Source organism: Pedobacter sp. CAN_A7 (assembly GCF_015752175.1).
Taxonomy (GTDB): Bacteria; Bacteroidota; Bacteroidia; order Sphingobacteriales; family Sphingobacteriaceae; genus Pedobacter.
In genome coordinates this window covers 796,424-820,530 of the sequence record NZ_JADOUW010000002.1, presented here as the reverse complement: position 1 = coordinate 820,530, position 24,107 = coordinate 796,424, and the positions used below count along the sequence as shown (strand labels likewise).

The 24,107-nt window shown below is 42.3% G+C and carries 22 protein-coding genes; 8 read left to right on the top strand and 14 right to left on the bottom strand.

Going from position 1 to position 24,107, the window contains the following annotated elements; all coding sequences use genetic code 11:
- Positions 1-5: 5 nt before the first annotated feature.
- The 9 genes from IWX76_RS09705 to IWX76_RS09665 all read right to left on the bottom strand — a co-directional run bounded on the left by IWX76_RS09705 (position 6) and on the right by IWX76_RS09665 (position 12,358).
- Positions 6-2,981: a SusC/RagA family TonB-linked outer membrane protein gene (locus IWX76_RS09705; RefSeq protein ID WP_196859698.1), complete on the bottom strand. Its 2,976-nt coding sequence runs from the start codon at positions 2,979-2,981 to the stop codon at positions 6-8.
- Positions 2,982-3,424: 443 nt separating this feature from the next.
- Entirely contained in the window at positions 3,425-4,441 is a 1,017-nt protein-coding gene (locus IWX76_RS09700) for a LacI family DNA-binding transcriptional regulator (protein WP_196859697.1), read from the bottom strand.
- Entirely contained in the window at positions 4,428-5,900 is a 1,473-nt protein-coding gene (locus tag IWX76_RS09695; protein ID WP_334641610.1) for a M28 family peptidase, read from the bottom strand. The genes IWX76_RS09700 and IWX76_RS09695 overlap by 14 nt, the downstream gene beginning before the upstream one ends.
- 13 nt (positions 5,901-5,913) lie before the next feature.
- A complete protein-coding gene (locus IWX76_RS09690; protein WP_196859696.1) occupies positions 5,914-6,885 on the bottom strand; it encodes a polyprenyl synthetase family protein in 972 nt (323 codons plus the stop codon).
- Between the two features lie 73 nt (positions 6,886-6,958).
- On the bottom strand, positions 6,959-8,332 hold the full coding sequence (locus IWX76_RS09685; protein WP_196859695.1) for an MBL fold metallo-hydrolase: 1,374 nt from the start codon (positions 8,330-8,332) through the stop codon (positions 6,959-6,961).
- A 46-nt stretch (positions 8,333-8,378) separates the two neighbouring features.
- Positions 8,379-9,395 carry an asparaginase gene (locus IWX76_RS09680; RefSeq protein ID WP_196859694.1) on the bottom strand — a complete coding sequence of 339 codons (1,017 nt, stop codon included), beginning with the start codon at positions 9,393-9,395 and terminating at the stop codon, positions 8,379-8,381.
- Between the two features lie 6 nt (positions 9,396-9,401).
- Positions 9,402-10,169 carry a TatD family hydrolase gene (locus IWX76_RS09675; RefSeq protein WP_196859693.1) on the bottom strand — a complete coding sequence of 256 codons (768 nt, stop codon included), beginning with the start codon at positions 10,167-10,169 and terminating at the stop codon, positions 9,402-9,404.
- Positions 10,170-10,261: 92 nt separating this feature from the next.
- Positions 10,262-11,257, bottom strand: a complete 996-nt coding sequence (locus IWX76_RS09670) for an FKBP-type peptidyl-prolyl cis-trans isomerase (RefSeq protein WP_196859692.1) — start codon at positions 11,255-11,257, stop codon at positions 10,262-10,264.
- A gap of 90 nt (positions 11,258-11,347) precedes the next feature.
- Positions 11,348-12,358 (bottom strand): DHH family phosphoesterase, encoded by a 1,011-nt coding sequence (locus IWX76_RS09665; protein ID WP_196859691.1) that lies wholly within the window; start codon positions 12,356-12,358, stop codon positions 11,348-11,350.
- Positions 12,359-12,465: 107 nt separating this feature from the next.
- On the opposite strand from IWX76_RS09665, the gene IWX76_RS09660 reads away from it, so the two are divergent.
- From IWX76_RS09660 to IWX76_RS09650, 3 genes are all read left to right on the top strand, one after another.
- Positions 12,466-12,885 carry a nucleoside-diphosphate kinase gene (locus IWX76_RS09660; protein WP_196859690.1) on the top strand — a complete coding sequence of 140 codons (420 nt, stop codon included), beginning with the start codon at positions 12,466-12,468 and terminating at the stop codon, positions 12,883-12,885.
- 83 nt (positions 12,886-12,968) lie between these two features.
- On the top strand, positions 12,969-13,691 hold the full coding sequence (locus tag IWX76_RS09655; protein ID WP_196859689.1) for an FKBP-type peptidyl-prolyl cis-trans isomerase: 723 nt from the start codon (positions 12,969-12,971) through the stop codon (positions 13,689-13,691).
- 62 nt (positions 13,692-13,753) lie between these two features.
- Positions 13,754-13,927, top strand: a complete 174-nt coding sequence (locus IWX76_RS09650) for a hypothetical protein (protein ID WP_334641604.1) — start codon at positions 13,754-13,756, stop codon at positions 13,925-13,927.
- A 4-nt stretch (positions 13,928-13,931) separates the two neighbouring features.
- Here the strand turns inward: IWX76_RS09650 and IWX76_RS09645 are convergent, their stop codons facing one another.
- Together IWX76_RS09645 and recF are read right to left on the bottom strand one after the other, a co-directional pair.
- Positions 13,932-14,222, bottom strand: a complete 291-nt coding sequence (locus tag IWX76_RS09645; RefSeq protein WP_196859687.1) for a DUF721 domain-containing protein — start codon at positions 14,220-14,222, stop codon at positions 13,932-13,934.
- Positions 14,215-15,318 (bottom strand): DNA replication/repair protein RecF, encoded by a 1,104-nt coding sequence (gene recF, locus IWX76_RS09640; RefSeq protein ID WP_196859686.1) that lies wholly within the window; start codon positions 15,316-15,318, stop codon positions 14,215-14,217. Before recF ends, IWX76_RS09645 begins: the two co-directional genes overlap by 8 nt.
- 129 nt (positions 15,319-15,447) lie before the next feature.
- Here recF and IWX76_RS09635 point away from each other — a divergent pair, with 129 nt between their 5' ends.
- The 3 genes from IWX76_RS09635 to ytxJ all read left to right on the top strand — a co-directional run bounded on the left by IWX76_RS09635 (position 15,448) and on the right by ytxJ (position 17,249).
- Positions 15,448-16,116, top strand: coding sequence for a tetratricopeptide repeat protein (locus IWX76_RS09635; protein WP_196859685.1), 669 nt, complete (start codon positions 15,448-15,450; stop codon positions 16,114-16,116).
- 275 nt (positions 16,117-16,391) lie between these two features.
- Entirely contained in the window at positions 16,392-16,883 is a 492-nt protein-coding gene (gene ribH, locus IWX76_RS09630) for a 6,7-dimethyl-8-ribityllumazine synthase (protein WP_196859684.1), read from the top strand.
- Between the two features lie 33 nt (positions 16,884-16,916).
- Positions 16,917-17,249, top strand: coding sequence for a bacillithiol system redox-active protein YtxJ (ytxJ, locus tag IWX76_RS09625; RefSeq protein ID WP_196859683.1), 333 nt, complete (start codon positions 16,917-16,919; stop codon positions 17,247-17,249).
- On the opposite strand, the gene IWX76_RS09620 is transcribed toward ytxJ, so the two are convergent.
- Positions 17,239-17,643: an OsmC family protein gene (locus tag IWX76_RS09620; RefSeq protein ID WP_196859682.1), complete on the bottom strand. Its 405-nt coding sequence runs from the start codon at positions 17,641-17,643 to the stop codon at positions 17,239-17,241. The genes ytxJ and IWX76_RS09620 overlap by 11 nt on opposite strands.
- Before the next feature lie 92 nt (positions 17,644-17,735).
- Between IWX76_RS09620 and lipA the strand changes: the two genes are divergently transcribed.
- Positions 17,736-18,614 (top strand): lipoyl synthase, encoded by an 879-nt coding sequence (lipA, locus tag IWX76_RS09615; protein ID WP_196859681.1) that lies wholly within the window; start codon positions 17,736-17,738, stop codon positions 18,612-18,614.
- Here the strand turns inward: lipA and IWX76_RS09610 are convergent.
- Positions 18,611-20,104 (bottom strand): NAD(P)H-hydrate dehydratase, encoded by a 1,494-nt coding sequence (locus IWX76_RS09610; RefSeq protein WP_334641599.1) that lies wholly within the window; start codon positions 20,102-20,104, stop codon positions 18,611-18,613. The two genes, lipA and IWX76_RS09610, sit on opposite strands and share 4 nt — an antisense overlap.
- A gap of 137 nt (positions 20,105-20,241) precedes the next feature.
- Here IWX76_RS09610 and IWX76_RS09605 point away from each other — a divergent pair, with 137 nt between their 5' ends.
- Positions 20,242-21,192 carry an erythromycin esterase family protein gene (locus IWX76_RS09605; protein ID WP_196859680.1) on the top strand — a complete coding sequence of 317 codons (951 nt, stop codon included), beginning with the start codon at positions 20,242-20,244 and terminating at the stop codon, positions 21,190-21,192.
- A 16-nt stretch (positions 21,193-21,208) separates the two neighbouring features.
- Here IWX76_RS09605 and uvrA read toward each other — a convergent pair whose 3' ends face one another.
- Positions 21,209-24,052, bottom strand: a complete 2,844-nt coding sequence (gene uvrA, locus IWX76_RS09600) for an excinuclease ABC subunit UvrA (RefSeq protein ID WP_196859679.1) — start codon at positions 24,050-24,052, stop codon at positions 21,209-21,211.
- Between the last annotated feature and the right edge of the window lie 55 nt (positions 24,053-24,107).

Genomic DNA, 24,107 nt, shown 5'->3' with positions numbered 1-24,107 from the left:
AAAAATTAAAACCCAAGGTTTAAACCTAAAGAGAACGTTCTAGGTCTAGGGTACATACTGTAATCAATACCGTTTGAAACTTCCGGATCGATACCATTATAATTAGTGATCACGAAAACGTTTTGTACGTTAGCAGAGATCCTAAGGTTAGCGGTACCATTTCTTGAAATGTTTCCTGCATTAAATCCAAGACTTACATTGTCCATTTTTAAGAAAGAAGCATTTTTGATATAGTAATCGCTCAGGTATTGATTGGTCGTGAAATTGGTAAATAAAACATCTGGACTAGCATTGTTAACCAAAGCACTAGGACTTAAAATATTAGACCTTACACCCAGGTTTGACGAGATGTTATCGTATACGTAATTACCTAAACTAGCTCTCAACACCGTACTTGCTGTCCATTTTTTGTAGTTAAGCGAAGTCGTAAAACCAAACAAGAACTGAGGCTCTGGTGATTTGTAGTAGTACTGATCGCTGGTATTGATCACACCATCTTCGTTTAAGTCGGCATATACACCTTCCAAAGGAACACCTGCTTCATTGTATACTTGTTGGTATACGAAGAAAGTTCCAGGAATCTGGTTAGGGGTATTGTATTTAACGTTGATACCTGTTCCACCTGTAATTGTACCTGCATCAATCTTGAAGTTTTCATCAGGGTTAAGGGTCAGGTTAGTCACTAACCTCTTGTTATATGCTCCATTGAAGCCGAAATCCCAGTTTAGGTTTTCACTTTTAATGGCGCTGAAGTTCAAGCTGGCTTCTATACCTTTATTTTCCATGTTACCCACATTGGTAGTTAACCTGTTGCTAAAGTTTGTTCCTACCGGAATATCAATAGTACTTAACAAGTCTTTGGTTTTTTTGTAGTACACATCTACACTACCGTAAAGGCGACCATTGAAAAAACCGTAATCGATACCTGCGTTATAAGTTTGGGTAGTTTCCCATTTCAAGTCAGGATCGTAAGCAGCTGGAGAATAATAATCGTAAAAGGTATCACCAACCTGGTATTGACCAGTATTTGAGTTTAAGTAGTATTTAGACAGGTAATCGTAATTTCCGATACCATCCTTATTTCCTGTTGAACCGTAACTTAAACGAACTTTTAAGTCAGAGATCACTTCACTGTCTTTCAGGAAGTCTTCACCGATCGCTCTCCAGGTAAAACCTGCAGATGGGAAATAACCCCAACGATTTTCTTCAGAGAATTTAGAGGAAGCATCTGCTCTCATCGTCGCCGAAAGAATATATTTATCTGCTAAGGTGTAGTTTAAACGACCATAGTAAGAAAGCAATTTATTTTGCTCAATACCAAATGGGAATTTAGGGGTTATACGTACGTTACCAGCGGCATCGTATTCTTCAAATTTGTAATCTCTGTTGTTGTTATCATAATAACCATAACCCGCAGTGGCATTAATGTTACTGTTGATACCGGTTAAATCTTTCGTATAGTTTAAGTAAGCTTCTACAAAAGTGTTTGTCTGGTTAGCCAGAAAATGAGTCATTGATCCTCTGGTTGCAGCACTTTGTGCAGCGAAAGCTGGGGTTCTTGTCCAGCCCTGACCTTTTGAAATATCATAACCTACGTTCACATTTGCATGTAATTCTGGCAGGAAATGGAAGGAATAGTCAACCTGCGCATTACCGAATGAACGATCAGCTTTGGCATCGTTGTTTTGTAACCTTACCAAACCAACCGGGTTTCTTGGTGCGTTTGGATTTGGTACATCACCAGCAATCCATTCGTAATAGTTTCCAAACTGATTTTCAGCGTGTACAGGTTGTGTAGGGTCAAACTGTAAAGCCGCACCTACTGCGCCTGTGTTTGCGAAATGAGAATTACTTAAAGTACCTTTCAGGTTTAAATCAATCTTCAAATGGTTATCAAACAAACTTGGAGAAATACGGAATCCACCTGAAGCACGTTTTAAACGATCTGTAATTAGCGAACCTTGCTGATCCAGGTAACCAAAAGAAACACGGTAAGGAACATCCTTGAAGGAACCAGAGATGCTTAAATTATTATCCGTCGTAAAAGTATTCTGGAAAATTTCATCCTGCCAGTTGGTATTTGCATCACCTAAAAGTGATGAAAACGTATGGGTAGGATCATCATCATAAGCCCTGTCGTTAGCCGCAACATAGGCACGGATCTGCTCGGCAGATAACATATCTACTTGTTTAGCGATGGTACCGTAAGAAGCTACCGTGCTGAAATTAATATCTGGCGCACCTGACTTCCCTTTTTTGGTGGTAATTAAGATTACGCCATTTGATGCTCTTGAACCATAAATTGCGGTTGCATTAGCATCCTTCAATACGGTGAACGTTTCAATATCATTCGGGTTGATTAAAGCTAATGGATTTGCAGCACCGCCAATGGCCGAACCACTCAATGGAATCCCGTCAACAACGATCAAAGGATCGTTACTTGCATTTAAGGATGCACCACCACGGATACGGATCACACTTCCGGCACCTGGCTGTCCACTGTTAGAGGTAATTTGCACACCGGCTACTTTACCAGAAATCAATTGCTCTGGTGTAGTGATGTTACCTGTTTGGAAATCTTTAGAAGATACTGTACTCACCGATCCGGTTAAGTTCTTTTTCTGAACGGTACCATAACCAATGACTACTACTTCATTCAGGTTTTGCGCATCTGGCTTCACGGTGAAGTCTAATTGCGTCTGACCTGAAACTTTAACGGTTTCTTCTGTCGGACTGTAACCTACATAACTTACAGTCACTACATGTGACCCAGCAGGTAAACCTGTCAAACGGTACTTTCCACTCACATCAGTGGTTGTACTTCTGTTCAGGCTTTTAATCTGAATCGATGCTCCTGGAAGTGATGTTCCGGTCTCATCGAAAATGGTTCCAGCTAAAGAGCTGGTTTGTGCCTTTGCTACAAATGTCGATAAGACAATTAGCAACAGTAAACAAGGCTTAAGAAGGTAAAATACTTTCATATTTGAACTCGTGTTTTGGGATAAATATTTGATAAACTTTCTTAGTGTATTACACTAAGTCTAAATTTACACCAGTAAACTATAATTCAAAATTTAATATTAATTTAATTTTAATAGCCATATTTAATATTACGAAAAGCAAAAAAATAGGTGATTTATTGCTCAGTTAATATTTTCAAAAACGCACAGTTCTTTCCTCTTCCTTTTGATCATCAATATTTTATAAAGCTTTTTTCGTCAAAAAGGTGTGAAAAATACACTAAGTCTTTTCGTTGCCTATTTTCGGGAACGATACCGGGAACGTTCCCGAAAATGGAGCAACTTTTTCTTGCCTAACCGTCGTGATGACGGCGGAATTCCGCGCGTTTTGCCAAAAATCCCAAAAGTTTTTAGCAAAATTGGCGTGTTTTTAAGCCTGAAAAAAGGAGTGTTTTTGAAGGTTTTTAAGCTTGTTTTTCGGTTGATTTCCGCTTCACCAATTTGGAGTCTAAAACCACCATTTGGTTGTTGTTTACGGCGTCCGGATTTTCTAGCATTTTGAATAAAAGCGAGGCCGCTTCAATGCCGATACAGGTTGCCGGTTGGGTGATGGTTGTTAAGGAAGGATTGAGCAAAGGCGCTATTTCCAAACTGGAAAAACCAATCACCTTCACCTCATTAGGAATAGAAATATCCAGGTCGTAACAAGCATAGTAAGTCGCAAAGGCTAAACGTTCTACGGAAGTAAAAACGCCGTCAGGTTTCAGCTGTTTCAGCATCTTTTTTAAGATGGTATTATTTTCCTTATAGCTGTTGCTGCAGTCGACCACAAGCTGGTCGTCAAAAGGAATCTTATACTTTTCGAGCGCATCCAGGTAACCCTGCATCCGGGTGTGTCCGATGGACAGGGTTTTATTAATCACCAGGTAAGCAATTCTTTTACACCCTTGTTTAATCAGGTGCTGTGTGGCCGAGAAACTACTTTGATAATCGTTGGTAATTACCCTTGGGGTAATGATGTCTTCGTATACCCGGTCAAAGAACACCAGCGGCAAACGTTTTTGCGCCAACTCATTCAGGTAAGTATGGTCATTGGCTTCGCCTGACACCGACATGATGATGCCATCGGCCCTGCCATTGTGTAAATGTTGTATAAAAGAAACTTCTTTCTCAAAATCATCCCCTGTGGCATAGATGAGGATGTGGTAACCCTTTTCACGGGCAACCCTTTCAATGCCATGTATGGCCTGTGAAAAGAAGTTGTTAGCCAGTTCAGGAACAATGACGGCAATGGTTTTACTGCGCTGCTCCCGCAAGTTACTGGCGTAATGATTAGGCTGGTAGTGGAATTCTTTGGCCTTTGCCAGAATACGTTCCTTGGTCTCCTTATTAATATCACTGTTATCACGAAAAGCCCTGGATACCGTAGACGTCGATAAATTAAGGGCTTTAGCCAGTTGTTTAATGTTAATGTTTTGCATCAGCCTCTTCTTTCCATCTCCATTCACCTGCAATTTTTAAAGGAAGTTCGAGTCCGCTATCCGTTAAGAATTTTTGCAATTCCGGGTCTGTCTGTCTTTTTACAGGCAGTGTGGGTGTATTTGCCAAAGCATAAGTCAGCATGGTGCTGTACCGGACCGTATTTTTTAATCCTTGCTCATCTACCAATGCAAATGAATCGCCGTTGGAGTGATAAAAAGAACCCGCATTATTTGGCAGTTTTCCGCCATAACCACCACCTACAGGAATTCCCTGCATCAGGAAAGGCTGGTGATCGCTGTGCAAACCTGCCGCAGCATGAAACATATTCTTGAAACCGGTATCCAGTTGAGTAATCGAGGCACCCCATGAAGTAAACAAACCTTTCATTTCTGCCCTGCTGGTCGCAAAACCCTTAGGATCGTTGGTCATATCATAGTTTAACATGTATTTCACCTCATCCAGCTTGCCCGCTGCATCAGCCGCAGCCACATAGGCCTTAGAGCCTAATAACCCTTGCTCCTCCCCCATAAACAGCACGAACTCAATAGTACGATCGTTCTTTAATTTGAGCTTCTTAAAAGCCCTGGCTTGATCGATGATGGCAAAAGAGCCGATGCCATTATCAATGGCGCCTGTTGCCAGGTCCCAGCTGTCTAAATGTCCACCCACTACAATTTTCTCCTGCGCCAGTTTACCACCTTTAAGGGTGGCCACCACATTGCGGGCCTTTATTAGACCAGAAAAGTTAGTCATCTGCAGGCTGGCAAATGCCGCTGCGGTTTTAAGTGATTCCTTAATTTTAGTGCCGTCTTCCAAACCCACACAAACGGCAGGGATGGCAATTAGCTTCCCCGTAACGGATGCGGTACCCGTTAATAGCACATTATTTTTTACGGTATTGATGATGATCACGCCCACGGCGCCATTTTCAATGGCCAGTGCGGCTTTTTCTGAACGGTGCAAACGTGGCGTGCCTTCCGGAGATCCGGGTAACACACCCAGGTAAACCAGGGCAATTTTACCTTTCACTTTTCCCTGGTCTTTAACGTAATCTTCGGCTAATCCATTACCCAGGTCCACCACTTCAGCAGTTACCTGCGCCTGAACAGGCGAATGGGCAAGGGCCACAGATGGAACGTCCTGCAGGGTGTTTACCGATCCACCAATTTTAGTGTTATTGGTTAACCTGCTCCAGCTTTCTACTTCAAAAGGCTGGTAATTGACCTGGTAGCCGTAAGATTTCAATAGGTTGTAAGCATAAGCCTCTGCTTTTGCGCCGTTTGCTGAACCTGTTAAGCGGTGACCGATCTGTTCTGAGGCCGCCTTTAAATTGGAGTAGGCTTTGGAATGCGCTTGTATATCGCTATTGATGGCAGAGAATTCTTTATTAAAATCATCTTGTGCAGTAAGGGATAAACTGCAGCAAAGCAAGGACAGACCAATTAGCGCCTTCATCATATGTATCTTCTATTTATTTCTTTCTTTCAGTGGTGTAACGCACCAGTTGTTCCAACCCTGTACGTGCATCACCAGGCTCAAAGGTTTGCAAAATGGCAAAAGCTTCTTCCTGGTATTCAAGCATCTTATCATGGGCATAACGAACCCCTTCTTTTTCGTTAACGAAATTAATAATTTCCTGTATTTTCAAAGGATCATCCTTATGGTTTTTTACCAGGTTAATGATTCTTTTTTTCTCCGCCTTATCCGCCTGGTTCAGCGCATAAATCAAAGGTAAAGTCACTTTCTTTTCTTTAATATCGATTCCTAATGGTTTACCAACGTTATCGGTACCAAAATCAAATGTATCATCTTTGATCTGAAAAGCAATGCCTACTTTCTCCCCAAAGAGCCGCATTTTCTCAACAACTTCATCACTGGCACCAGCCGATGCCGCGCCACAGGCACAGCAGGAAGCAATTAAAGAAGCGGTTTTCTGGCGGATCACATCGAAATACAGACTTTCACTAATGTCCATCCGGCGTACCTTTTCAATTTGCAGCAATTCACCTTCACTCATTTGTTTCACCGCTTCCGATACAATTTGCAACAGTTTAAACTCCTGGTTATTTACAGACAACAATAACCCTTTGGCCAGGAGGTAATCTCCAACCAATACGGCTACTTTATTTTTCCATAAGGCATTGATAGAGAAAAAGCCGCGACGTTCATAGGCATTATCCACCACATCGTCATGCACCAGGGTGGCAGTATGAAGCAGTTCTACCAGTGCAGCACCTCGATGGGTAGATTCTAAGATTCCACCGCAAAGTTTAGCCGCAAAGAACACAAACATGGGGCGTATCTGCTTGCCTTTGCGCTTCACAATATAATGTGTAATGCGGTCTAGCAAGGGCGCATCGCTATGCATAGATGCTTTGAACTTCGCTTCGAAAACCGAAATATCGGCAGCTATGGGTAGTTTAATCTGATTTATTCCCGGCATTCAGGTTATAATGTTATTCACAAACATAAATTAATTTCCTTTAATAAGGCACATAAAAATGCGCCCATAAAGGTTAGACTTGTTGCGCCTTTATGGCTGCATAACCGCCTGCTACATTCACCACCTGGTCTATGCCACGTGCTTTCAGAATAGAGGCCGCAATCATGGAACGGTATCCTCCGGCACAATGTATATAGTATTTTTCGGTGGGTTTAAGTTCTGTAGTCCAGTCGTTAATATAATCCAATGGCATCAATGCCGCCTCCTCCAGGTGCCCCGCCTCGTACTCTCCAGGTTTACGCACATCGAGAACATTGACGTTTTCAGCTGCATTACTTAAGTGTACAAAGTCGGCGGCCGACATCGATTCAATGGATTCCACATCTTTGCCAGCAGCAATCCAGGCATCCATGCCACCTTCCAGGTAACCTATGGTGCTGTCGTAACCTACCCTTGACAAGCGGGTCAAGGCTTCCTGTTCTTTACCCACTTCCACAATTAACAAAATAGGATGTTCAAGGTCAGTAATTAAGGAACCCACCCATGGGGCAAACTGCCCGTTTAAGCCAATATTAACTGCTGAGGGGATAAATCCCTGGGCAAACACTTCCGGATCCCTCGTATCGAGCAATAAGGCACCGGTACGGTTAGCTAAAAGCTCAAAAGCTTCCGCATCTAAAGGGTTAAGGCCCTTCTCATAGACCTCGTCTACATTTTCATAACCGAGCCTGTTTAAAGCAGCATTTTTAGCAAAATATTGAGGAGGAGGTAAAATACCTTCCGTTACTTCTTTAACAAACTGTTCTTTGGTGGTCGCTTTCAACGCATAGTTCACTTCTTTCTGGTGCCCCAGGGTATCAAAAGTTTCCTTGCTCATGTGTTTTCCACAGGCAGAACCGGCGCCATGGGCAGGGTAAATTAACACCTCATCCGGCAGGTTTAATATTTTATTGTGCAGCGAATCATATAACGTAGCAGCCATATCTTCCATGGTCAGCTCCCCTTGCTGTGCTAAATCAGGGCGACCAACATCACCTATGAATAAGGTGTCTCCTGTAAAAACACAAAAGGGTTTACCCCCGGCATCTTTCAACAAGTAAGAAGTCGATTCTGGGGTATGTCCAGGCGTATGTAATACCGTAAGTGTAATATCACCTATTTCAAATACCTGCCCGTCAGCTGCCACTACAGATTCGAAAGACGTGTCGGCCGTAGGGCCATAGACAATCTTTGCACCCGATTTCCTTGACAGGTCAATATGTCCCGACACAAAGTCGGCATGGAAATGTGTTTCAAAAATATACTTGATTGTGGCATTGTTGCGTTCTGCCTTTTTCAGGTAAGCATCAACTTCTCTTAATGGATCTATAATGGCGGCTTCACCATTACTTTCTATATAATAGGCGGCTTCGGCCAGACAGCCGGTATAGATCTGTTCTATTTTCATCAACAATTAGTTTAAAGGCACAAAAATAAGCTATTATCCCGTAAACTTAAGCACTGAGTTCGCCCCGAAGAGATTGTGACATTAACTTGGAAGTTTCTTCAACACTCATGCCAAGTCCCATTACATACATCAGTTTGGTTACTGCAGCTTCGAAAGTCATGTCATAACCGCTCACCACGCCCATTTGCTGCAGCATTTTACTGGTTTCATATTTACCCAGTTCTACCGAGCCTACCTGGCATTGAGAAATGTCAACAAGAATTTTGCCGGCATTGATGGCTTCCTGCAGTGTTTCGATAAACCAGGGTTCTGTATTGGTATTACCAGCACCAAAGGTCTCCAGAATAATGGCATCTACCGATGAGCGTGTAACCGCCTGCACAGCAGAAATACTGATTCCCGGGTACATCTTTAACACACCAATATTGGCATTAAAATCGGCATGCACTTTTAATGGCCCAGCAGGCACCTGGCTAATGTAATTTTTAAAAAAAGTAAGGTGTACACCCGCTACGGCCAGTTTATGGTAATTGGGTGTGCGGAAGGCTTCGAAATTCTCAGCATTATATTTAATGGCGCGGTTACCGCGAAACAGCTGATAGTCGAAATAAATGCATACTTCGGGCACCATGGCCTTCCCGTGTTTTTTTGTTGCCGCAATTTCGAGTGCCGTAATAAAATTCTCTTTAGCATCTGTTCTGATCTCCCCGATGGGTAATTGTGAACCTGTGAGCACCACCGGCTTACCCAGGTTTTCTAACATAAAACTCAAGGCCGATGCGGTATAAGCCATGGTATCGGAGCCATGCAGAATAACAAAACCATCAAAATGATCATAGTTACTTTCAATGATCCTGGCAAGCTTTACCCAGGTATCGGGATGCATATTAGAGGAATCCAGAATGGGATCAAAGGAATAAACTTCAAAGTGGTAATTCAGGCGTGCCATTTCAGGTACATTGTTTTTGATCTGCTCAAAATCAAAAGGCATCAAGGTTCCCGTGAGTGGGTTGTTGACCATCCCGATGGTACCACCGGTATAGATGATTAATATTTTTGTCATGCGCTATTAAACTAAAAAGATCTTTTTTGAATTCTCGGTCGTCACGGCTGCCACCTCTTCTACCGAAAGGTTGTAAATTTCTGCTACTTTATTCGCTACATGCAGCAGGTAACTGCTTTCATTTGGCTTTCCACGAAAGGGAACTGGTGACAGGTAAGGCGAATCTGTTTCCAGCACAAGGTGCTCAAGCGGCACATTTCTTAATACTTCATCTAAGCCCGCTTTTTTATAGGTGACCACACCACCAATACCCAGGTAAAAACCTAAGTCTATAGCCTGTAATGCCTGATCGAAATTGCCGGTAAAACAATGCAGAATGCCCCGCAGTTGCTCCTCCTTTTCGGCTTCCAGCACCGCAAATACTTCATCAAAGGCTTCCCTACAGTGGATCACAATGGGCAGGTCAAGCTGTTTGGCCCAGGCAATCTGTTCCTTAAAAGCGGCAACCTGAATATCCAGTGTCGTTTTATCCCAGTAGAGGTCAATGCCAATCTCGCCAATGGCGACGATCTTCCTGCCGGTTACCGACTGTTTGATGGTTGCCAATACCGCTTCATAACCTTCCTTCACATCACAAGGATGCAGACCTGCCATTGCGAAACAATGTTCCGGGTAACGTTCCACCAGCTCATCAATCATCGCGATTGATGCCACATCTACATTAGGTAAAAATAAACGCGTTACCTGCGCATCAAAACAGCGCTGCATCAATTCCTTTTGTTTCTGTTCGTCCCTTTCGTAGTACTGGTGGGTATGTGTATCGGTTAATTGCATAAAAACAAAGGTATTGAAAAAGAATTAATGGCATAAAAAAACCCTGTCCAAGGCGTTGGACAGGGTTTTCAGAATGCTCGAAAGCTTATGTTTTATTGAACAGGAGTAGCAGTTACTGAACCACCACCAGCTGCCGGAGCACCTGTAGGTTTTTTGATGTCTGTTAGTTCCACTTCAAAAACCAATGGTGTGTAAGGATTGATACCACCCTGAGGCATACCATTCTCACCATAAGCTAATTTAGAAGGGATGATGAAAGTGGCTTTACCACCTTTACCTAACATTTGCAAACCTTCGTCAAATCCAGGAATTGCTCTGCCTAAAGCAAATTCACGTGGGCCATATTGTGCCGCAGCGTTAAATTTACCTGATTCCTTAGCAATTTTGGCATCGCTGGTATCGAAAATATTGTCTTTACCATCTGTTTTTTTCGTGGTTAATTTACCAGTATAGTTTACCATAATGGTGTCACCAACTACTGGTTTCTCAGCAGAACCTGGTGTAGAAATTATATATTGTAAACCAGAAGCTGTAGTTTGAACTTTAAGGTTGTTATCAGCAATATATTTTTTGATTTTACCTGCTTCAGTTGATTTGTGTTTATCAATTGCTGCCTGGTAATCTTTCATAAAGAAATCTTTTGCTTTTTCCTGGAAAGCAGAATCAGCTTCATTTGCGCCTTTTTTCAATACTTTTTCCACTTTAACGGTGAACACTAAAAATTTATCATTTTTAAGTGCTTCTGGTTTCGGTGTACCTGAGTATTTAGCCATTGTGTCCAGGTCTAATTTAAACGTTGCACTATCACCTTCACCAAAAAGGTATAATACATCATTCATATCACCTGCATACATTTTCTTTCCTACAGGAAATACTTGTGGTTGCTCCAGGTCATAGGTATTAGCCATAATTGAATCTTTTTCATTTTTCTGAATAAAGTTCAATTTAATAATATCACCTTCTTTAATCTTTTCGTTACCTGCAGAATGATGTACTTTGTACATTAATCCACCTGGTCCTTTTTCGTAGTTGTTACAAGCAGCTAAACCAAGTGTAGCCGCAAAAAGAATTACTAAACTTTTTTTCATCGCGTTTTTTGTCGTTATTAATTTGTAAGTCAAGACCAATGGCCTTAAATAAGTTGTTTGTTTGTTTATCGTTGCAATTACTACTTCCTATCAGAGTAGTAATTGTGTTTTATATTCCGGTAAAATAGATTTAAAATAAGCTACTGTTTCTGTTAATCCCAATTCCGAAACTCCACCCGCAGCATTCCTGTGCCCGCCTCCATTAAAATATTTCCTGCAAATTTCGTTAGCCGGGAAGTCGCCCGTTGAACGCAGTGATATTTTTACTTTATCTTTTCTTTCAATAATAAAAGCCGCTAAACGGATACCGTTTACCGATAAGGCATAATTTACAATCCCTTCCGTATCGCCCGTAACAATATTATAATGCGCAAGTTCTTCTGCCGTCACGGTAATAATAGCAGTATTATGTTCTTTTATAACCTCCAGTTTGTTGGATAAACAATTACCTAAGAAACGTAAACGGTTTTCTGTAGCGTTATCGTATACCAGCTGGTGAATTCTCCAATGTTCTGCACCTGCATCAATTAAGTCGGCACCAATGCGATAAACCGTTGACGTAGCCGATGGGAAACGGAAAGAACCTGAATCGGTCATGATCCCGGTGTATAAACAAGTTGCAATATCCTTGGTTAAAAAAGCACCGTCTTCCATCTCGTTGACAATAAAATCGTATACCAGTTGTGCTGCTGCACAGGCATTAATGTTCCAGTGCCGGTAATCATCAAAATCTTCAGGATCCAGGTGATGGTCGATCATAGCCTTATAGCCAGGTGCCTGACGAATCAGTTCTCCTAATTCATTAATCCTGGTTAAGGTATTGAAATCCAAACAAAAGATGATGGCTGCTTCCGCTACAAGTGCTGCTGATTTTTCCTGCTCATCTGTGTAAATAATCACATCAGAATTGTTAGGTAGCCAGTGCAAAAAGTAGGGATAGTCTGTTGGGGTAATGACCTTTACGTGGTGACCTTTCTGGATCAAATAGGCGTATAGCCCTAGAGAGGAGCCCATAGCATCGCCATCAGGTTTGTGATGGGTGGTAATTACAATTTTTTGCGGCGTAGCCAGCAAAGTTTTTAGTTGTGAAAGTGATAGCATATATTCCGCTACAAAGCTAACAATTTAATGATGAATTGATGGTGATAATATTTCAAGCTTTAATATTAAGCGTAATAAATGTAATTTTGCAAAAAAATTTAAATAAAATGGCTACAAATAGAACTTTTACGATGATCAAACCAGACGCAGTTGCGAATGGCCACATCGGTGCAATTATCAATGACATTACTGCTGCAGGTTTCAAAATCGTTGCATTAAAATACACTAAACTGACTGCAGAAACTGCAGGAAAGTTTTATGAAATCCACAGTGAACGTCCTTTCTACAATGATTTAGTAAGCTTCATGTCTTCAGGACCTATCGTTGCTGCTATTTTAGAAAAAGATAACGCTATAGAAGATTTCAGAAAATTAATCGGTGCTACTGATCCATCTAAAGCAGATCAAGGTACAATCCGTCAAAAATATGCGAAATCTATTGACGCTAACGCTGTTCATGGATCAGATTCTGACGAAAACGCGCAAATTGAGGGAGATTTCTTCTTTTCTGCCGACGAACGTTTCTAGTTTTAATACCCTTTAAAAAAGATAAGCACCCCTAACAGGTGCTTATTTTTTTGTCTAATCATCGAACCACTACAACGCACAACATGAATAAAGTTACATTAACCCTTGTGGTTTCTTTGTTTGCCGCTACGGCGATGGCACAAACAAAAAAGGCCCCTGTTAAAAAAGCAGTTGCTCCACCTTCGGTAAGCATGGCCCCGGTTTTAAAAAACAGCCTTGATTCTGCCAGTTATTCCTTTGGCATCATGATGGGTAATAACCTTAAGGGTGCTGGCATTACCAGTTTAAACTATAGCTTATTAAATAAAGCACTAACAGAAGCTTTTAAAAATGAGAAAGCAGTATTAAGCACCGATGAGGCACAAAAAGCCATCAGCAACTTTTTCCAGGAAAGCAGTAAGAAACAGCATGCAGCAAGTATCGCGGCAGGCAAAGCATTTTTCGAAAAGAATAAACAAGTTGCAGGTGTGGTGACCACCGCCAGTGGTTTACAATACCAGGTCATAACGCCCGGAACAGGTGCAAAACCTGGTCCTACGGCATCGGTAAAGGTGCATTACAAAGGTACTTTGTTAGATGGTACACAATTCGACAGCTCTTATGACCGCGGTGAAGCCACACCTTTATCCGTAAATAATGTGATACCAGGTTGGACGGAAGGTTTACAACTGATGCCAACTGGTGCTAAGTATAAATTCTTCGTTCCTTATGCTTTAGCCTATGGCGAACGCGCTGCCGGACCGCAGATCCCTGCTTATAGCGACCTGATTTTTGAAATAGAATTAATCTCAATAGAGGCTAAATAATAGGGGAAACAAACCATTTTCATCATCTATTGTTATTTACCATACAAACAAAAATTATGAATATGAAAAAGTATCTTCCACTCAGCCTTGTGGTTTTATTGATGACCACTTTAACCAGTTGTTCTGCTATAGAAGGAATATTTAAAGCCGGCGTTTGGTCTGGTGTAATTTTAGTGGTCATTGTCCTTGCCCTGATCATTTGGGTGATCAGCAAAATCTTTGGTGGCAGAGGCTAGACTTTTATAAAAATATAAGATCTGTAATGACTTCAGAACCGGTACGTTCATTAATCTTTTGAATGATACCGGTTCTTACCATTAAAAGCTCATTTTTTATCACGGATGATTCAATACGCACAAAAAGTTTCTGGTTCGAAACATAAATCTGTGTCGTGCGGTTGGCAATGGCAACGCCCATAATTTCAGGCCATAGGGCCACTACCGAGGTCTGGTCAAATCTCCCTTTCAGCTTATATACATTAAGCATTTTACTGATTCCCTCTTTCAGGGTAATGTCATTAGGTTTACGCATGATTTACCGCTCCATTATTTACTTCGAACAAAGTTACGGGAACTTTAATGCTATTAAAAACATTTAACACTCTTTCTCTTCCGGTGTCCGTAATAAAGATCTGTCCAAAGTCATGGTGCGATACCATCTCCATCAGCTTGTGCATCCGGCGGTCGTCTAACTTATCAAAGATATCATCAAGCAATAATAAAGGCTTAAAACCCTTATACTTCTGTAGGTAAGCATATTGCGCCAGCTTTAAGGCAATCAGGAAAGACTTCTGCTGCCCTTGCGACCCGAATTTCTTTAAGGGCATATCAGCAATGCTGAAAATCAAATCATCTTTATGAATGCCTGTTGTAGTCCTTTCTAATGCTTTATCCTTTTCAGAAGACTGGCTCAATAACTTGTCGAAAGGCTGGTCATTTAACTGCGATGCATAAATCAGGCTTACCAGTTCATTATCGTCTGTTAAAAACGAGTAATACTGATCAAACAAAGGGATAAATTCCTTCATAAAATCCTGGCGTTTTTCAAACAAACGGTTACCCGAAGCCACCAGCTGTTCGTCAAAAATCTGCAGCAATGCAGGATCATATTTACGCGTGATGGCAATTTGTTTGAGCAGGGCATTGCGATTTAGCAAATGGCGGTTATACACCATCAGCTCATCGAGGTAACGCGCATCAGTTTGTGAGATTACATTATCCATAAACCGCCGACGCTCTTCGCTCCCATCCATAATGATATTCACATCATAGGGAGAAATCATGACCACCGGAAACAAACCAATATGGTCGGCCAGTTTATCGTACTCCTTTTTATTCCGTTTAAACTGTTTCTTCTGGTTGCGTTTTACACCACAGGTTATCTTCTCATTCTTCTCCTGCCGGTCAAAATCACCTTGAATCAGAAAAATATCTTCACCGGTTTTAATTTGCTGACTATCGATGGGGTTAAAATAACCTTTACACAAACAGAGGTAATGGATAGCATCGAGCAAATTGGTCTTTCCACCGCCATTAAGACCTACAAAAGCATTAACGGTTTTTGAAAAGCGAACATCAGCATCAGCGTAATTCTTGAAGTTTAAGAGGGTAATGTTTTTTAACCACATAGTATATAGCCTCAAAGTTACCGTTTACCGTGGTTAAATCATTAAAGTTTAATTAAATAGTATACTTAAGTGTTGATACTTTGATCGAAAAATGTATTTTTGCAATCCTTAATTTTTTTAAAAAATAAAATGTCCGTAACAGAAAAAGAAATAAACAACCCTGTGAAAAAAGGTTCTTTTATCGAAGAGAACTCAAAAAGCCTATTATTTATAATAGGTGCAGTCGTGGTATTGATCGGTATTTATATCTGGTATCAAAATGTCTATTTGAAAGATCGGGCGCAGGAAGCCTCGGCAAAAATGTACAAAGCAGAACAATACTTAGGTGTTGACTCTTTAGCGGCAAAAGCTTTAACCGGCGACGGTGGCTACCCTGGTTTTGAGCAAATTGCTGATGAATATGCAAATACAAAATCTGCAAACCTGGCAAACCTTTATTTAGGTGGTATTTATTTACGTAAAGGGGAATACAAAAAAGCAACGGAAGCCTTAGGAAATTACACAGAAACAGGAAGCCCTGTTGCTGATCCATTGGCCCTTGGTTTATTAGGCGATGCTTATAGTGAGTTGAAAGACTACAAACAAGCGGCTACCTATTACAAAAAAGCTGCTGAGAAAGCGAGTAACAAGTTTACTTCGCCAATGTTCTTAAAAAAATTAGGCCTGGTTCAGGAACAATTAAAAGACTTTAAAGCCGCAGAAGATGCGTACACCAAAATCAAAACAGAATTCCCTGCAAGCCAGGAAGCTGCTTTAATTGACGAGTACATTGCACGTGCTGCAGCCATGAAAAAATAAGCGCTATTTATAGCCTAACTAAAAGGGATTGTCATTGTAAAATGGTCAATCCCTTTTTTTGTATAAGCTTATTTTTGGGTTTGGTACGGCTCGATTACCGCATGTCTTCCGGCTATGTCTGCTTTATATCTCTTGTATGTCTCCTGTATATGGCGTTCGGTAAAACGTACACAGGATATACAGGAGATATAGAGGAGACCTAGTCCCTAAATCCCAGAACCTCGAATCCTCGACAAACCATTGCAAAACCACCCGCAATCCTTATCTTTACCGCCATGGCTACACAACTAAAAAACTTATCCGACTTTTCTCATACTACTGTTCCTGATGCTAGTCCTTATCGTTTCGCAATAGCTGTAGCGGAATGGAATGCTGATGTTACCGGTGCATTATTTAACGGCGCCATGAAGACGCTTAACCAGCATGGCGTATTAGCAGAAAACATTATCTCAGTAGCCGTACCGGGAAGTTTTGAATTGACCGGCGCAGCAGAAATCATTTTAAACAAACATCCGGAGCTTGATGCTGTTATCTGTCTGGGTTGCGTGATTCAGGGAGATACCAAACATTTCGACTTTATCTGTGATGCTGTTGCTCATGGCATTACCAATGTTGGCATCAAACACAGTAAACCGGTGATTTTCGGTGTACTTACCACTAACGACCAGCAGCAGGCTTTAGACCGTGCAGGCGGTAAACATGGCAATAAAGGCGACGAAGCCGCGATTACAGCGATTAAAATGGCTCACCTGGCAGCGACCCTGTAATAGTTAATATAACCAAAAAAAGAAAGATTAAAGATGCAGTGGACATTCATTACCGATATCGCACAGGTTGCGGAAATAAAAAATCAAACAGGTTACAGCCTGATATTTAAACACAGTACCCGTTGCTCTGTGAGCGGCATGGCTAAAAGACGTTTTGAAATGGACTGGGACGCCATTCCTGCGGGAACTAACCTGTACTTTTTAGATTTAATCAGCTACCGGGACATCTCTGCACAGGTAGCTGAAACTTTTCAGGTTCATCATGAATCGCCGCAGGTCTTATTAATAAAAGACGGCGAATGCGTTCTTGATGCCTCACATGGCGATATTTCTGCCGATGAAGTAGCTGAAGCGATTAATAGTTAAACGTTACGTTCTTTACAATATCCGGGTGAATGCTATGCGCAACCGGACAGGTATGTGCCGAGCGTTCAATGATCGTTTTTACCTTGTCCGTATAGTCATTTGCCGGAAATTGGAAGTTCACAACAATTTCTGAAACCCGGCGAGGGTTTTCTGCCATCACTTTGGTAATCTCACAGGTGGCACCATCAATGTTAAAACCATGTTCCTGGGCTGCAATGCCGATAATGGTAAGCATGCAGTTTCCTAAAGATGTAGCCATTAAGTCGGTAGGCGAAAAAGCCTGTCCCTGCCCTTTGTTATCCACAGGTGCATCAGTAATGATTTCGTTTCCAGAACGTTCGTGAACGGAACTGGTTCGCAAACCTCCGTTATAAGTTATTTTTGAAGTAGCCATATCCTCTTTTTTTGACCACAAGATTACCATTAATTTTAATGGATAGCAACCAGGCGATTAAACAATTCAATCCTATTGCTTAACTTTGGCGCATGATCGAACTTCCGGTTGTTTCAGCAGACCAAAAACAACGCAAACCAAACTGGCTTAGGGTTAAGCTTCCGGTTGGTAAAGAATATGCGCAAGTACGCAGTTTAGTGGATACGCATAAACTTCACACCATTTGCGAAAGTGGTAACTGCCCAAATATGGGCGAATGCTGGGGCGCAGGCACAGCAACCTTCATGATTTTGGGTAACATCTGTACCCGCTCTTGCTCGTTTTGTGCAGTAGCCACCGGCAGACCCCTTGCTGTAGATGTGGACGAGCCTAACCGCGTAGCCAACTCTGTGAAATTAATGCAGGTGAAACATTGCGTGATCACCTCGGTAGATCGTGACGACCTGAAAGATGGTGGCTCGATAATCTGGGCAGAAACTTTGCAGGCCATCCGCCGCGAAAGTCCGCAAACCACCCTGGAAACCTTAATCCCTGATTTCAGGGGTATCTGGGACAACCTGTACCGGGTATTGGAAGAAAGACCTGAAGTGGTTTCTCACAACATGGAAACCGTTAAAAGACTGACCAAACAAGTAAGAATACAAGCTAAATACGACAGAAGTCTGGAAGCCTTAAAACGCATCTCTGAATTCGGTGTCAGAACCAAAACCGGCATTATGCTTGGCCTTGGCGAAACCGAAGAGGATATCTATGAGGCCATGGATGATTTAGTCGCAAATGGTGTGCATATTTTAACCTTGGGTCAATACCTGCAACCTACACGTAACCACCACCCCGTATTAGATTGGATCCACCCGGATCAGTTTGCAAAATACAAAGAAGTGGGTATGGCAAAAGGATTCAGGTATGTAGAAAGCGGACCATTGGTGCGTTCTTCTTACCACGCAGAAAAACACTTATTTGAATTCTAGGAACAGATTAAATGACGGGTGATCAGGGGAATGTTTTCCGCCACCTGTGAAGCCGTCACATTATAATGATCATCAGCGAGGTCGTCGCCTGCTTTGCCATGAAAGTAACAGGCAAGCAAGGCCGATTCCAGTGCCGTTTTTCCCTGGGCCATAAAAGCTGTCAGCACACCAGTTAACACATCGCCCATTCCCCCCTGTGCCATACCTGGATTTCCAGTAGGATTAATATACACCTGTTTTCCTCCATCAACAATAAACGTATAACGATTTTTAAGTACGATAACACACTTTAACCTTTGTGCCTGTACGCGGGCCGTGGCCAGCCGATCGTACCAGGAAAGGTGTTCGCCAAACAAACGGTCAAATTCTTTGACATGCGGCGTTAAAATACATCCAGGAGCAAGATTATGGCGCAACGCCGGATAATTGGCCATCAGGTTTAGCGCATCTGCATCTAATACCAAAGGACGATGCAGGTCAAGAACCAGTTCCAGCAGGGCTTTAGCTGCCGTAGAAGTACCTAAACCGCTGCCCATGCCAATGGCATGGTATTTCGCCATGTTCTTTTCCCTAATGTCGGCGCGGTCGAGGTACATCACTTCAGGTATGGCCGTATTTAAAGTGCTCAAGCCAGATGCAGGGATCGATAAGGTGGTTAAACCTGCACCAGCATACAAACAGCCTTTAGCGTTCAGTATAGCCGCCCCCATGGTATTCGTATCGCCGGCAATTAATAAGGCATGGCCAAAGCTACCTTTGTGACTAAAAGATTTTCGCGGTTGATGCAGTGCTTTGATGTCATCCACCCCAACTAAAAGGAACTCCCCTTGTTGCTCTTCAATAAAAGTTTCCTCAAGTCCAATATCCACCACCTCAAACCTATCGGTCGCCTTGGCAGATTCTGGAAAAAAGAAGTTAGGTTTTGGCCGCTGGAAACAAATGGTCAGGTAGGCTTGGATGCCCTCATAAGTGAGGGGCATGGCACCATCTGCAAAAAAGCCGGTGGGCACATCTACCGCGTAGATTTTCTTATTTAAAGCATTGATCTGCTGTACCAGGGAAAGGAACTTGCCGCTGAGTGGCTGATTAAGGCCAGAGCCCAATAAGGCATCGATGATGACCTCTGTTTGCAGGTTTTGGAACTGCCCAGGCTCCACCAGGGTTTTAGCCACCAGGCCTGTTTCTTGCAGGCGCCTTTCATTTTGAATAAAATCTGGGGATGCTTTGTCCGAAAAGTTGGCAATAAAAACTTGCAAGTCAGGATACCCTTGCTGATACAGCAAGCGGGTAATGACCAGTCCGTCGCCACCATTATTACCCTTGCCACAGAAAATGGAAATGCGGGTCTGCAGGTTAGGGACATGTAGTATAAAAGCACGCACAAAAGCCGCAGCGGCCCTTTCCATCAAGTCGATGGAGCTGATCTGTTGCTGTGCGATGGTATAATCATCGGCATTGCGCATTTGTTCGGAGCTAAGCAAGGTTTGCATCCAGCTAATTTAACGAAATTGGGAAGATATTAATAAGGATAAGCAGCGATGAAATAAAATTAATTTGTAAGGTGGAATCCAGCAGTTAAATGCATCATAGATGAAATTAAACCTCATATACTAGAACCTTGTTTCTCATGAAAAATACCATCTTGCTCTATCTCTTATTTTTAGGCCCTGTAGCTTTTTCTCAGCCAACGTACACCAGCTGGTTGAATAAAAATGTACATCCAATTGCAGCCGATACGGCTACCCACCATGATGACCTCAGTTTTTTACCCGAAGTACTACATCATAATTTGGTGATCGGCTTGGGAGAGGCATCTCATGGAACAAGGGAATTTTACCTCCAGAAAAAACGTGTCATTCAATTTCTGGTCACAAGGCTACAGTATAAAAACCTGGGTTTTGAAATGAGCAATTCTTTGACCGATCCGATAAACCAATATTTAGCCAACGGTGAGGGTAATTTAAAAGACCTGACGAATTCCATGGTGCTTTACGGAACGGAGGAAATCTATGAGCTTTTTCAATGGATTGCAGATTATAACAAAACACAGCAGCAGGAAAATAAAGTGGTTTTATTTGGCTTTGACCGAGAAGATTCATGGCATGATGTACTGGCCAGAGAAAGGTTGATGGCCGAAAACATTGTAAATTACCAGAAATCCAGTCCCCATAAAACCATGATCTGGGCACATAACATCCATATTGCTAAAGATACCACCATGGCGCAGGTTAAAGCAGTAGGCTCCTACCTGAAACAAGCCTTTGGCCAGCAATATTATGCCCTGGGTTTAGATACGTATAAAGGCTCGGTGAATGTATTGGCCGATGGCCAGTTTGAGGCACATGCTTTTGAAACCCCGAAAGAAAGCTTCTCCGCTATCTTTGCCGGAGCAGATGAGGAGAGGTTTTATGTCGACTTTGACAAAGCTTTAAATCCCTTTACCAGCATGCAACAGCCGATTACACACATTAATTCGAACTGGACCGAAGCAAGAACATTACCCATCAGGCCAGGTTTAGATTTCAACGGGATTCTTTTTATCAGAGAAACCACGCCATCCAGGAGGTTAGCTAAATAAAATATTCAGAAATGGGCTATAAGCCCATTTCTTTTTTCAGGAACTTCCCGGTTAAGCTGATCGGGTTCTGGACCAATCCTTCAGGCGTACCTTCAAATAAGATCCTTCCGCCACCAGCGCCACCTTCTTCACCCAGGTCAATCACCCAGTCGGCCACCTTAACCACATCCAGGTTATGCTCAATCACCAATACGGTGTTACCTTTCTCCACCAATTCATTCAATACGCCCAACAATACGTTGATGTCTTCAAAGTGAAGTCCCGTAGTAGGTTCATCAAGGATGTAAAAAGTTTTACCCGTATCTTTCTTACTTAGCTCCGTAGCCAGTTTTACACGCTGTGCCTCACCACCTGATAAGGTAGTTGACGACTGGCCCAACTTAATGTACCCCAGACCGACTTCATTCAAGGTTTTTATTTTACGGTAAATCACGGGCATGTTTTCAAAGAAAACACAGGCATCTTCAATACTCATGTCTAGTACATCACTGATGGATTTACCACGGTAACGAACTTCCAGCGTTTCCCTGTTGTACCTTCTGCCACCACATTCTTCACATGGCACCTGCACATCGGGCAGGAAGTTCATTTCAATAACTTTCAGTCCGGCACCCTGACAGGTTTCACACCTTCCGCCTTTGACATTAAAGGAGAACCGTCCGGGTTTATAACCACGGATTTTTGCTTCTGGTAACTGTACATACAAGTTACGGATGTCTGAAAACACACCGGTATACGTAGAAGGGTTTGAACGTGGCGTGCGACCAATTGGTGCCTGGTCAATTTCAATCACCTTGTCTATTTCCTTGATGCCATTGATTTTTTCGTAGGGCAAAGGATGTTTTTTTGCCCTGAAAAAGTGATGGTTTAAAATGGGATATAAGGTTTCTGTGATTAAACTCGATTTCCCACTTCCAGATACCCCGGTTATGGCTATAAACTTACCCAAAGGGAAATCTACAGAAACATCTTTTAGATTATGACCGCTTGCCTTGATGATCGACAGTTTATGCCCATTTCCTAAACGACGTTTTTTAGGAATCTCAATCCCTTTTTTACCGTTAAGGTAGGCAGCGGTTAATGTTTTTGACTTTAGAATTTGTGCAGGCGTGCCTTGTGCCACAATGTATCCACCCTTAACCCCTGCTGCCGGCCCAACATCGATCACGTGGTCGGCTTCCAGAATCATTTCTTTATCATGCTCTACCACCAACACGGTATTACCGAGATCGCGCAGGTTTTTTAAGGCCTTAATCAGGCGTTCGTTATCACGCTGGTGTAAACCAATACTCGGCTCATCCAGAATGTACATGACATTCATCAACTGTGAACCGATTTGTGTAGCTAAACGTATACGCTGTGCTTCACCACCCGACAAGGTACGTGCCGTACGGTCCAGAGATAGGTAGTTCAAGCCTACATCACTTAAAAAGCCTAAACGGGCCCTGATTTCTTTTAATATTTCTTTAGCAATGGTATTTTGCCTTTCGTTTAACCTGCTTTCTAAATCTTCATACCAGTCCCTGATGCTCTTGATGTCCATCTCCGCTAAGTCAAAGATGTTCTTTCCATCAATTTGAAAATGCAGACTTTCTTTCTTCAAACGGGCACCATTACATACCGGACAAGTTTTCAATTTACGGAAGTTATCCATATCTTCTGTTGCACCTTCGCCCTTGCGTTCCTGTTGCTCTTCCAGCAATTTAATGATGCCATCAAAAGTGACCTGGTAGTTCTGAACGTTCCATTTATTGTATTCTACGGCAACAGAAAGCAGATCCGGACTACCATTAAGCAGTAAGCTAATGATGTCGTCGCCTAATTTTTCAATAGGTGTAGAAAGAGAGAAACTGTGTTTTTTAGCCAAAGCTTTCAACACCTGGAACATCCAGATGTCGCGGTATTCGCCCAATGGCGCAAGGCCACCATTCAAGATGCTTAGTTTTGTGTTCGGCATCACCGATTCCTTATCGACTACGAAAATATAGCCGAGACCATCGCAACCTTCACAGGCGCCATATGGGGAATTAAAGGAAAAGCTATTGGGTTGCGGTTCATCATAAGAGATACCCGTTGTAGGGCACATGAGGAAGCGACTAAAATGGGATACGTTATTATCTTTATCGCTGATTTTGATGATCCCCTTCCCTAAACGCATGGCAGTTTGTAAGGAATCCAGCAGACGCTTGCGGTCGTCTTGCTCAATGATGAGACGGTCGACCACGATTTCAATATCGTGAATTTTGTAACGGTCTACCTGCATTTTTGGCGACAGGTCCTGGATGACCCCATCAATACGCACTTTAACATAACCTTGTTTACGGATCTGCTCAAAAAGTTCGCGGTAATGACCTTTACGCCCTTTGACTACCGGAGCAAGAATGTTAACCGGCATCATGTCGTATTTATTAAATATGGTATTCAGGATTTGGTCTTCAGTCATGCGCTGCATCTTCTCTCCGGTGTTATATGAGAAGGCTTCCGATACACGGGCATATAGTAAACGCATGAAATCGTAGATTTCGGTAATGGTACCTACAGTAGATCGGGGGTTTTTGCTGGTGGTTTTTTGTTCGATGGCAATGACCGGACTTAAACCAGATACTTTATCCACATCTGGTCTTTCCATGCCTCCCATAAACTGGCGGGAGTATGCGGTAAAGGTTTCCATGTAACGACGCTGCCCTTCGGCATAGATGGTGTCAAAAGCAAGTGATGATTTCCCGCTTCCACTTAATCCGGTTACAACAACCAGTTTGTTTCGTGGAAAAGAAACATCTATATTTTTAAGGTTATGTACTCGGGCACCATATACTTCTACATCTTTTTGCTCGCCCAGGTCAACGGTATTTTTACTCATATTTTATATAAAAACGCTATAGTATCTCAAATAAAAGACAGCAAATTTTCAGCCA

Coding starts and splice junctions, on each gene's coding strand:
- ribH (WP_196859684.1), top strand. CDS start 16,392: ATGGCTACACAACTAAAAAACTTATCCGACTTTTCTCATACTACTGTT.
- IWX76_RS09645 (WP_196859687.1), bottom strand. CDS start 14,222: ATGCGTAAACCTAATGACATTACCCTGAAAGAGGGAATCAGTAAAATG.
- IWX76_RS09650 (WP_334641604.1), top strand. CDS start 13,754: ATGAAAAAGTATCTTCCACTCAGCCTTGTGGTTTTATTGATGACCACT.
- IWX76_RS09605 (WP_196859680.1), top strand. CDS start 20,242: ATGAAAAATACCATCTTGCTCTATCTCTTATTTTTAGGCCCTGTAGCT.
- IWX76_RS09695 (WP_334641610.1), bottom strand. CDS start 5,900: ATGATGAAGGCGCTAATTGGTCTGTCCTTGCTTTGCTGCAGTTTATCC.
- recF (WP_196859686.1), bottom strand. CDS start 15,318: ATGTGGTTAAAAAACATTACCCTCTTAAACTTCAAGAATTACGCTGAT.
- IWX76_RS09680 (WP_196859694.1), bottom strand. CDS start 9,395: ATGACAAAAATATTAATCATCTATACCGGTGGTACCATCGGGATGGTC.
- lipA (WP_196859681.1), top strand. CDS start 17,736: ATGATCGAACTTCCGGTTGTTTCAGCAGACCAAAAACAACGCAAACCA.
- IWX76_RS09700 (WP_196859697.1), bottom strand. CDS start 4,441: ATGCAAAACATTAACATTAAACAACTGGCTAAAGCCCTTAATTTATCG.
- IWX76_RS09665 (WP_196859691.1), bottom strand. CDS start 12,358: ATGCTATCACTTTCACAACTAAAAACTTTGCTGGCTACGCCGCAAAAA.
- IWX76_RS09655 (WP_196859689.1), top strand. CDS start 12,969: ATGAATAAAGTTACATTAACCCTTGTGGTTTCTTTGTTTGCCGCTACG.
- IWX76_RS09660 (WP_196859690.1), top strand. CDS start 12,466: ATGGCTACAAATAGAACTTTTACGATGATCAAACCAGACGCAGTTGCG.
- IWX76_RS09635 (WP_196859685.1), top strand. CDS start 15,448: ATGTCCGTAACAGAAAAAGAAATAAACAACCCTGTGAAAAAAGGTTCT.
- IWX76_RS09675 (WP_196859693.1), bottom strand. CDS start 10,169: ATGCAATTAACCGATACACATACCCACCAGTACTACGAAAGGGACGAA.
- IWX76_RS09610 (WP_334641599.1), bottom strand. CDS start 20,104: ATGCAAACCTTGCTTAGCTCCGAACAAATGCGCAATGCCGATGATTAT.
- ytxJ (WP_196859683.1), top strand. CDS start 16,917: ATGCAGTGGACATTCATTACCGATATCGCACAGGTTGCGGAAATAAAA.
- uvrA (WP_196859679.1), bottom strand. CDS start 24,052: ATGAGTAAAAATACCGTTGACCTGGGCGAGCAAAAAGATGTAGAAGTA.
- IWX76_RS09670 (WP_196859692.1), bottom strand. CDS start 11,257: ATGAAAAAAAGTTTAGTAATTCTTTTTGCGGCTACACTTGGTTTAGCT.
- IWX76_RS09690 (WP_196859696.1), bottom strand. CDS start 6,885: ATGCCGGGAATAAATCAGATTAAACTACCCATAGCTGCCGATATTTCG.
- IWX76_RS09620 (WP_196859682.1), bottom strand. CDS start 17,643: ATGGCTACTTCAAAAATAACTTATAACGGAGGTTTGCGAACCAGTTCC.
- IWX76_RS09685 (WP_196859695.1), bottom strand. CDS start 8,332: ATGAAAATAGAACAGATCTATACCGGCTGTCTGGCCGAAGCCGCCTAT.
- IWX76_RS09705 (WP_196859698.1), bottom strand. CDS start 2,981: ATGAAAGTATTTTACCTTCTTAAGCCTTGTTTACTGTTGCTAATTGTC.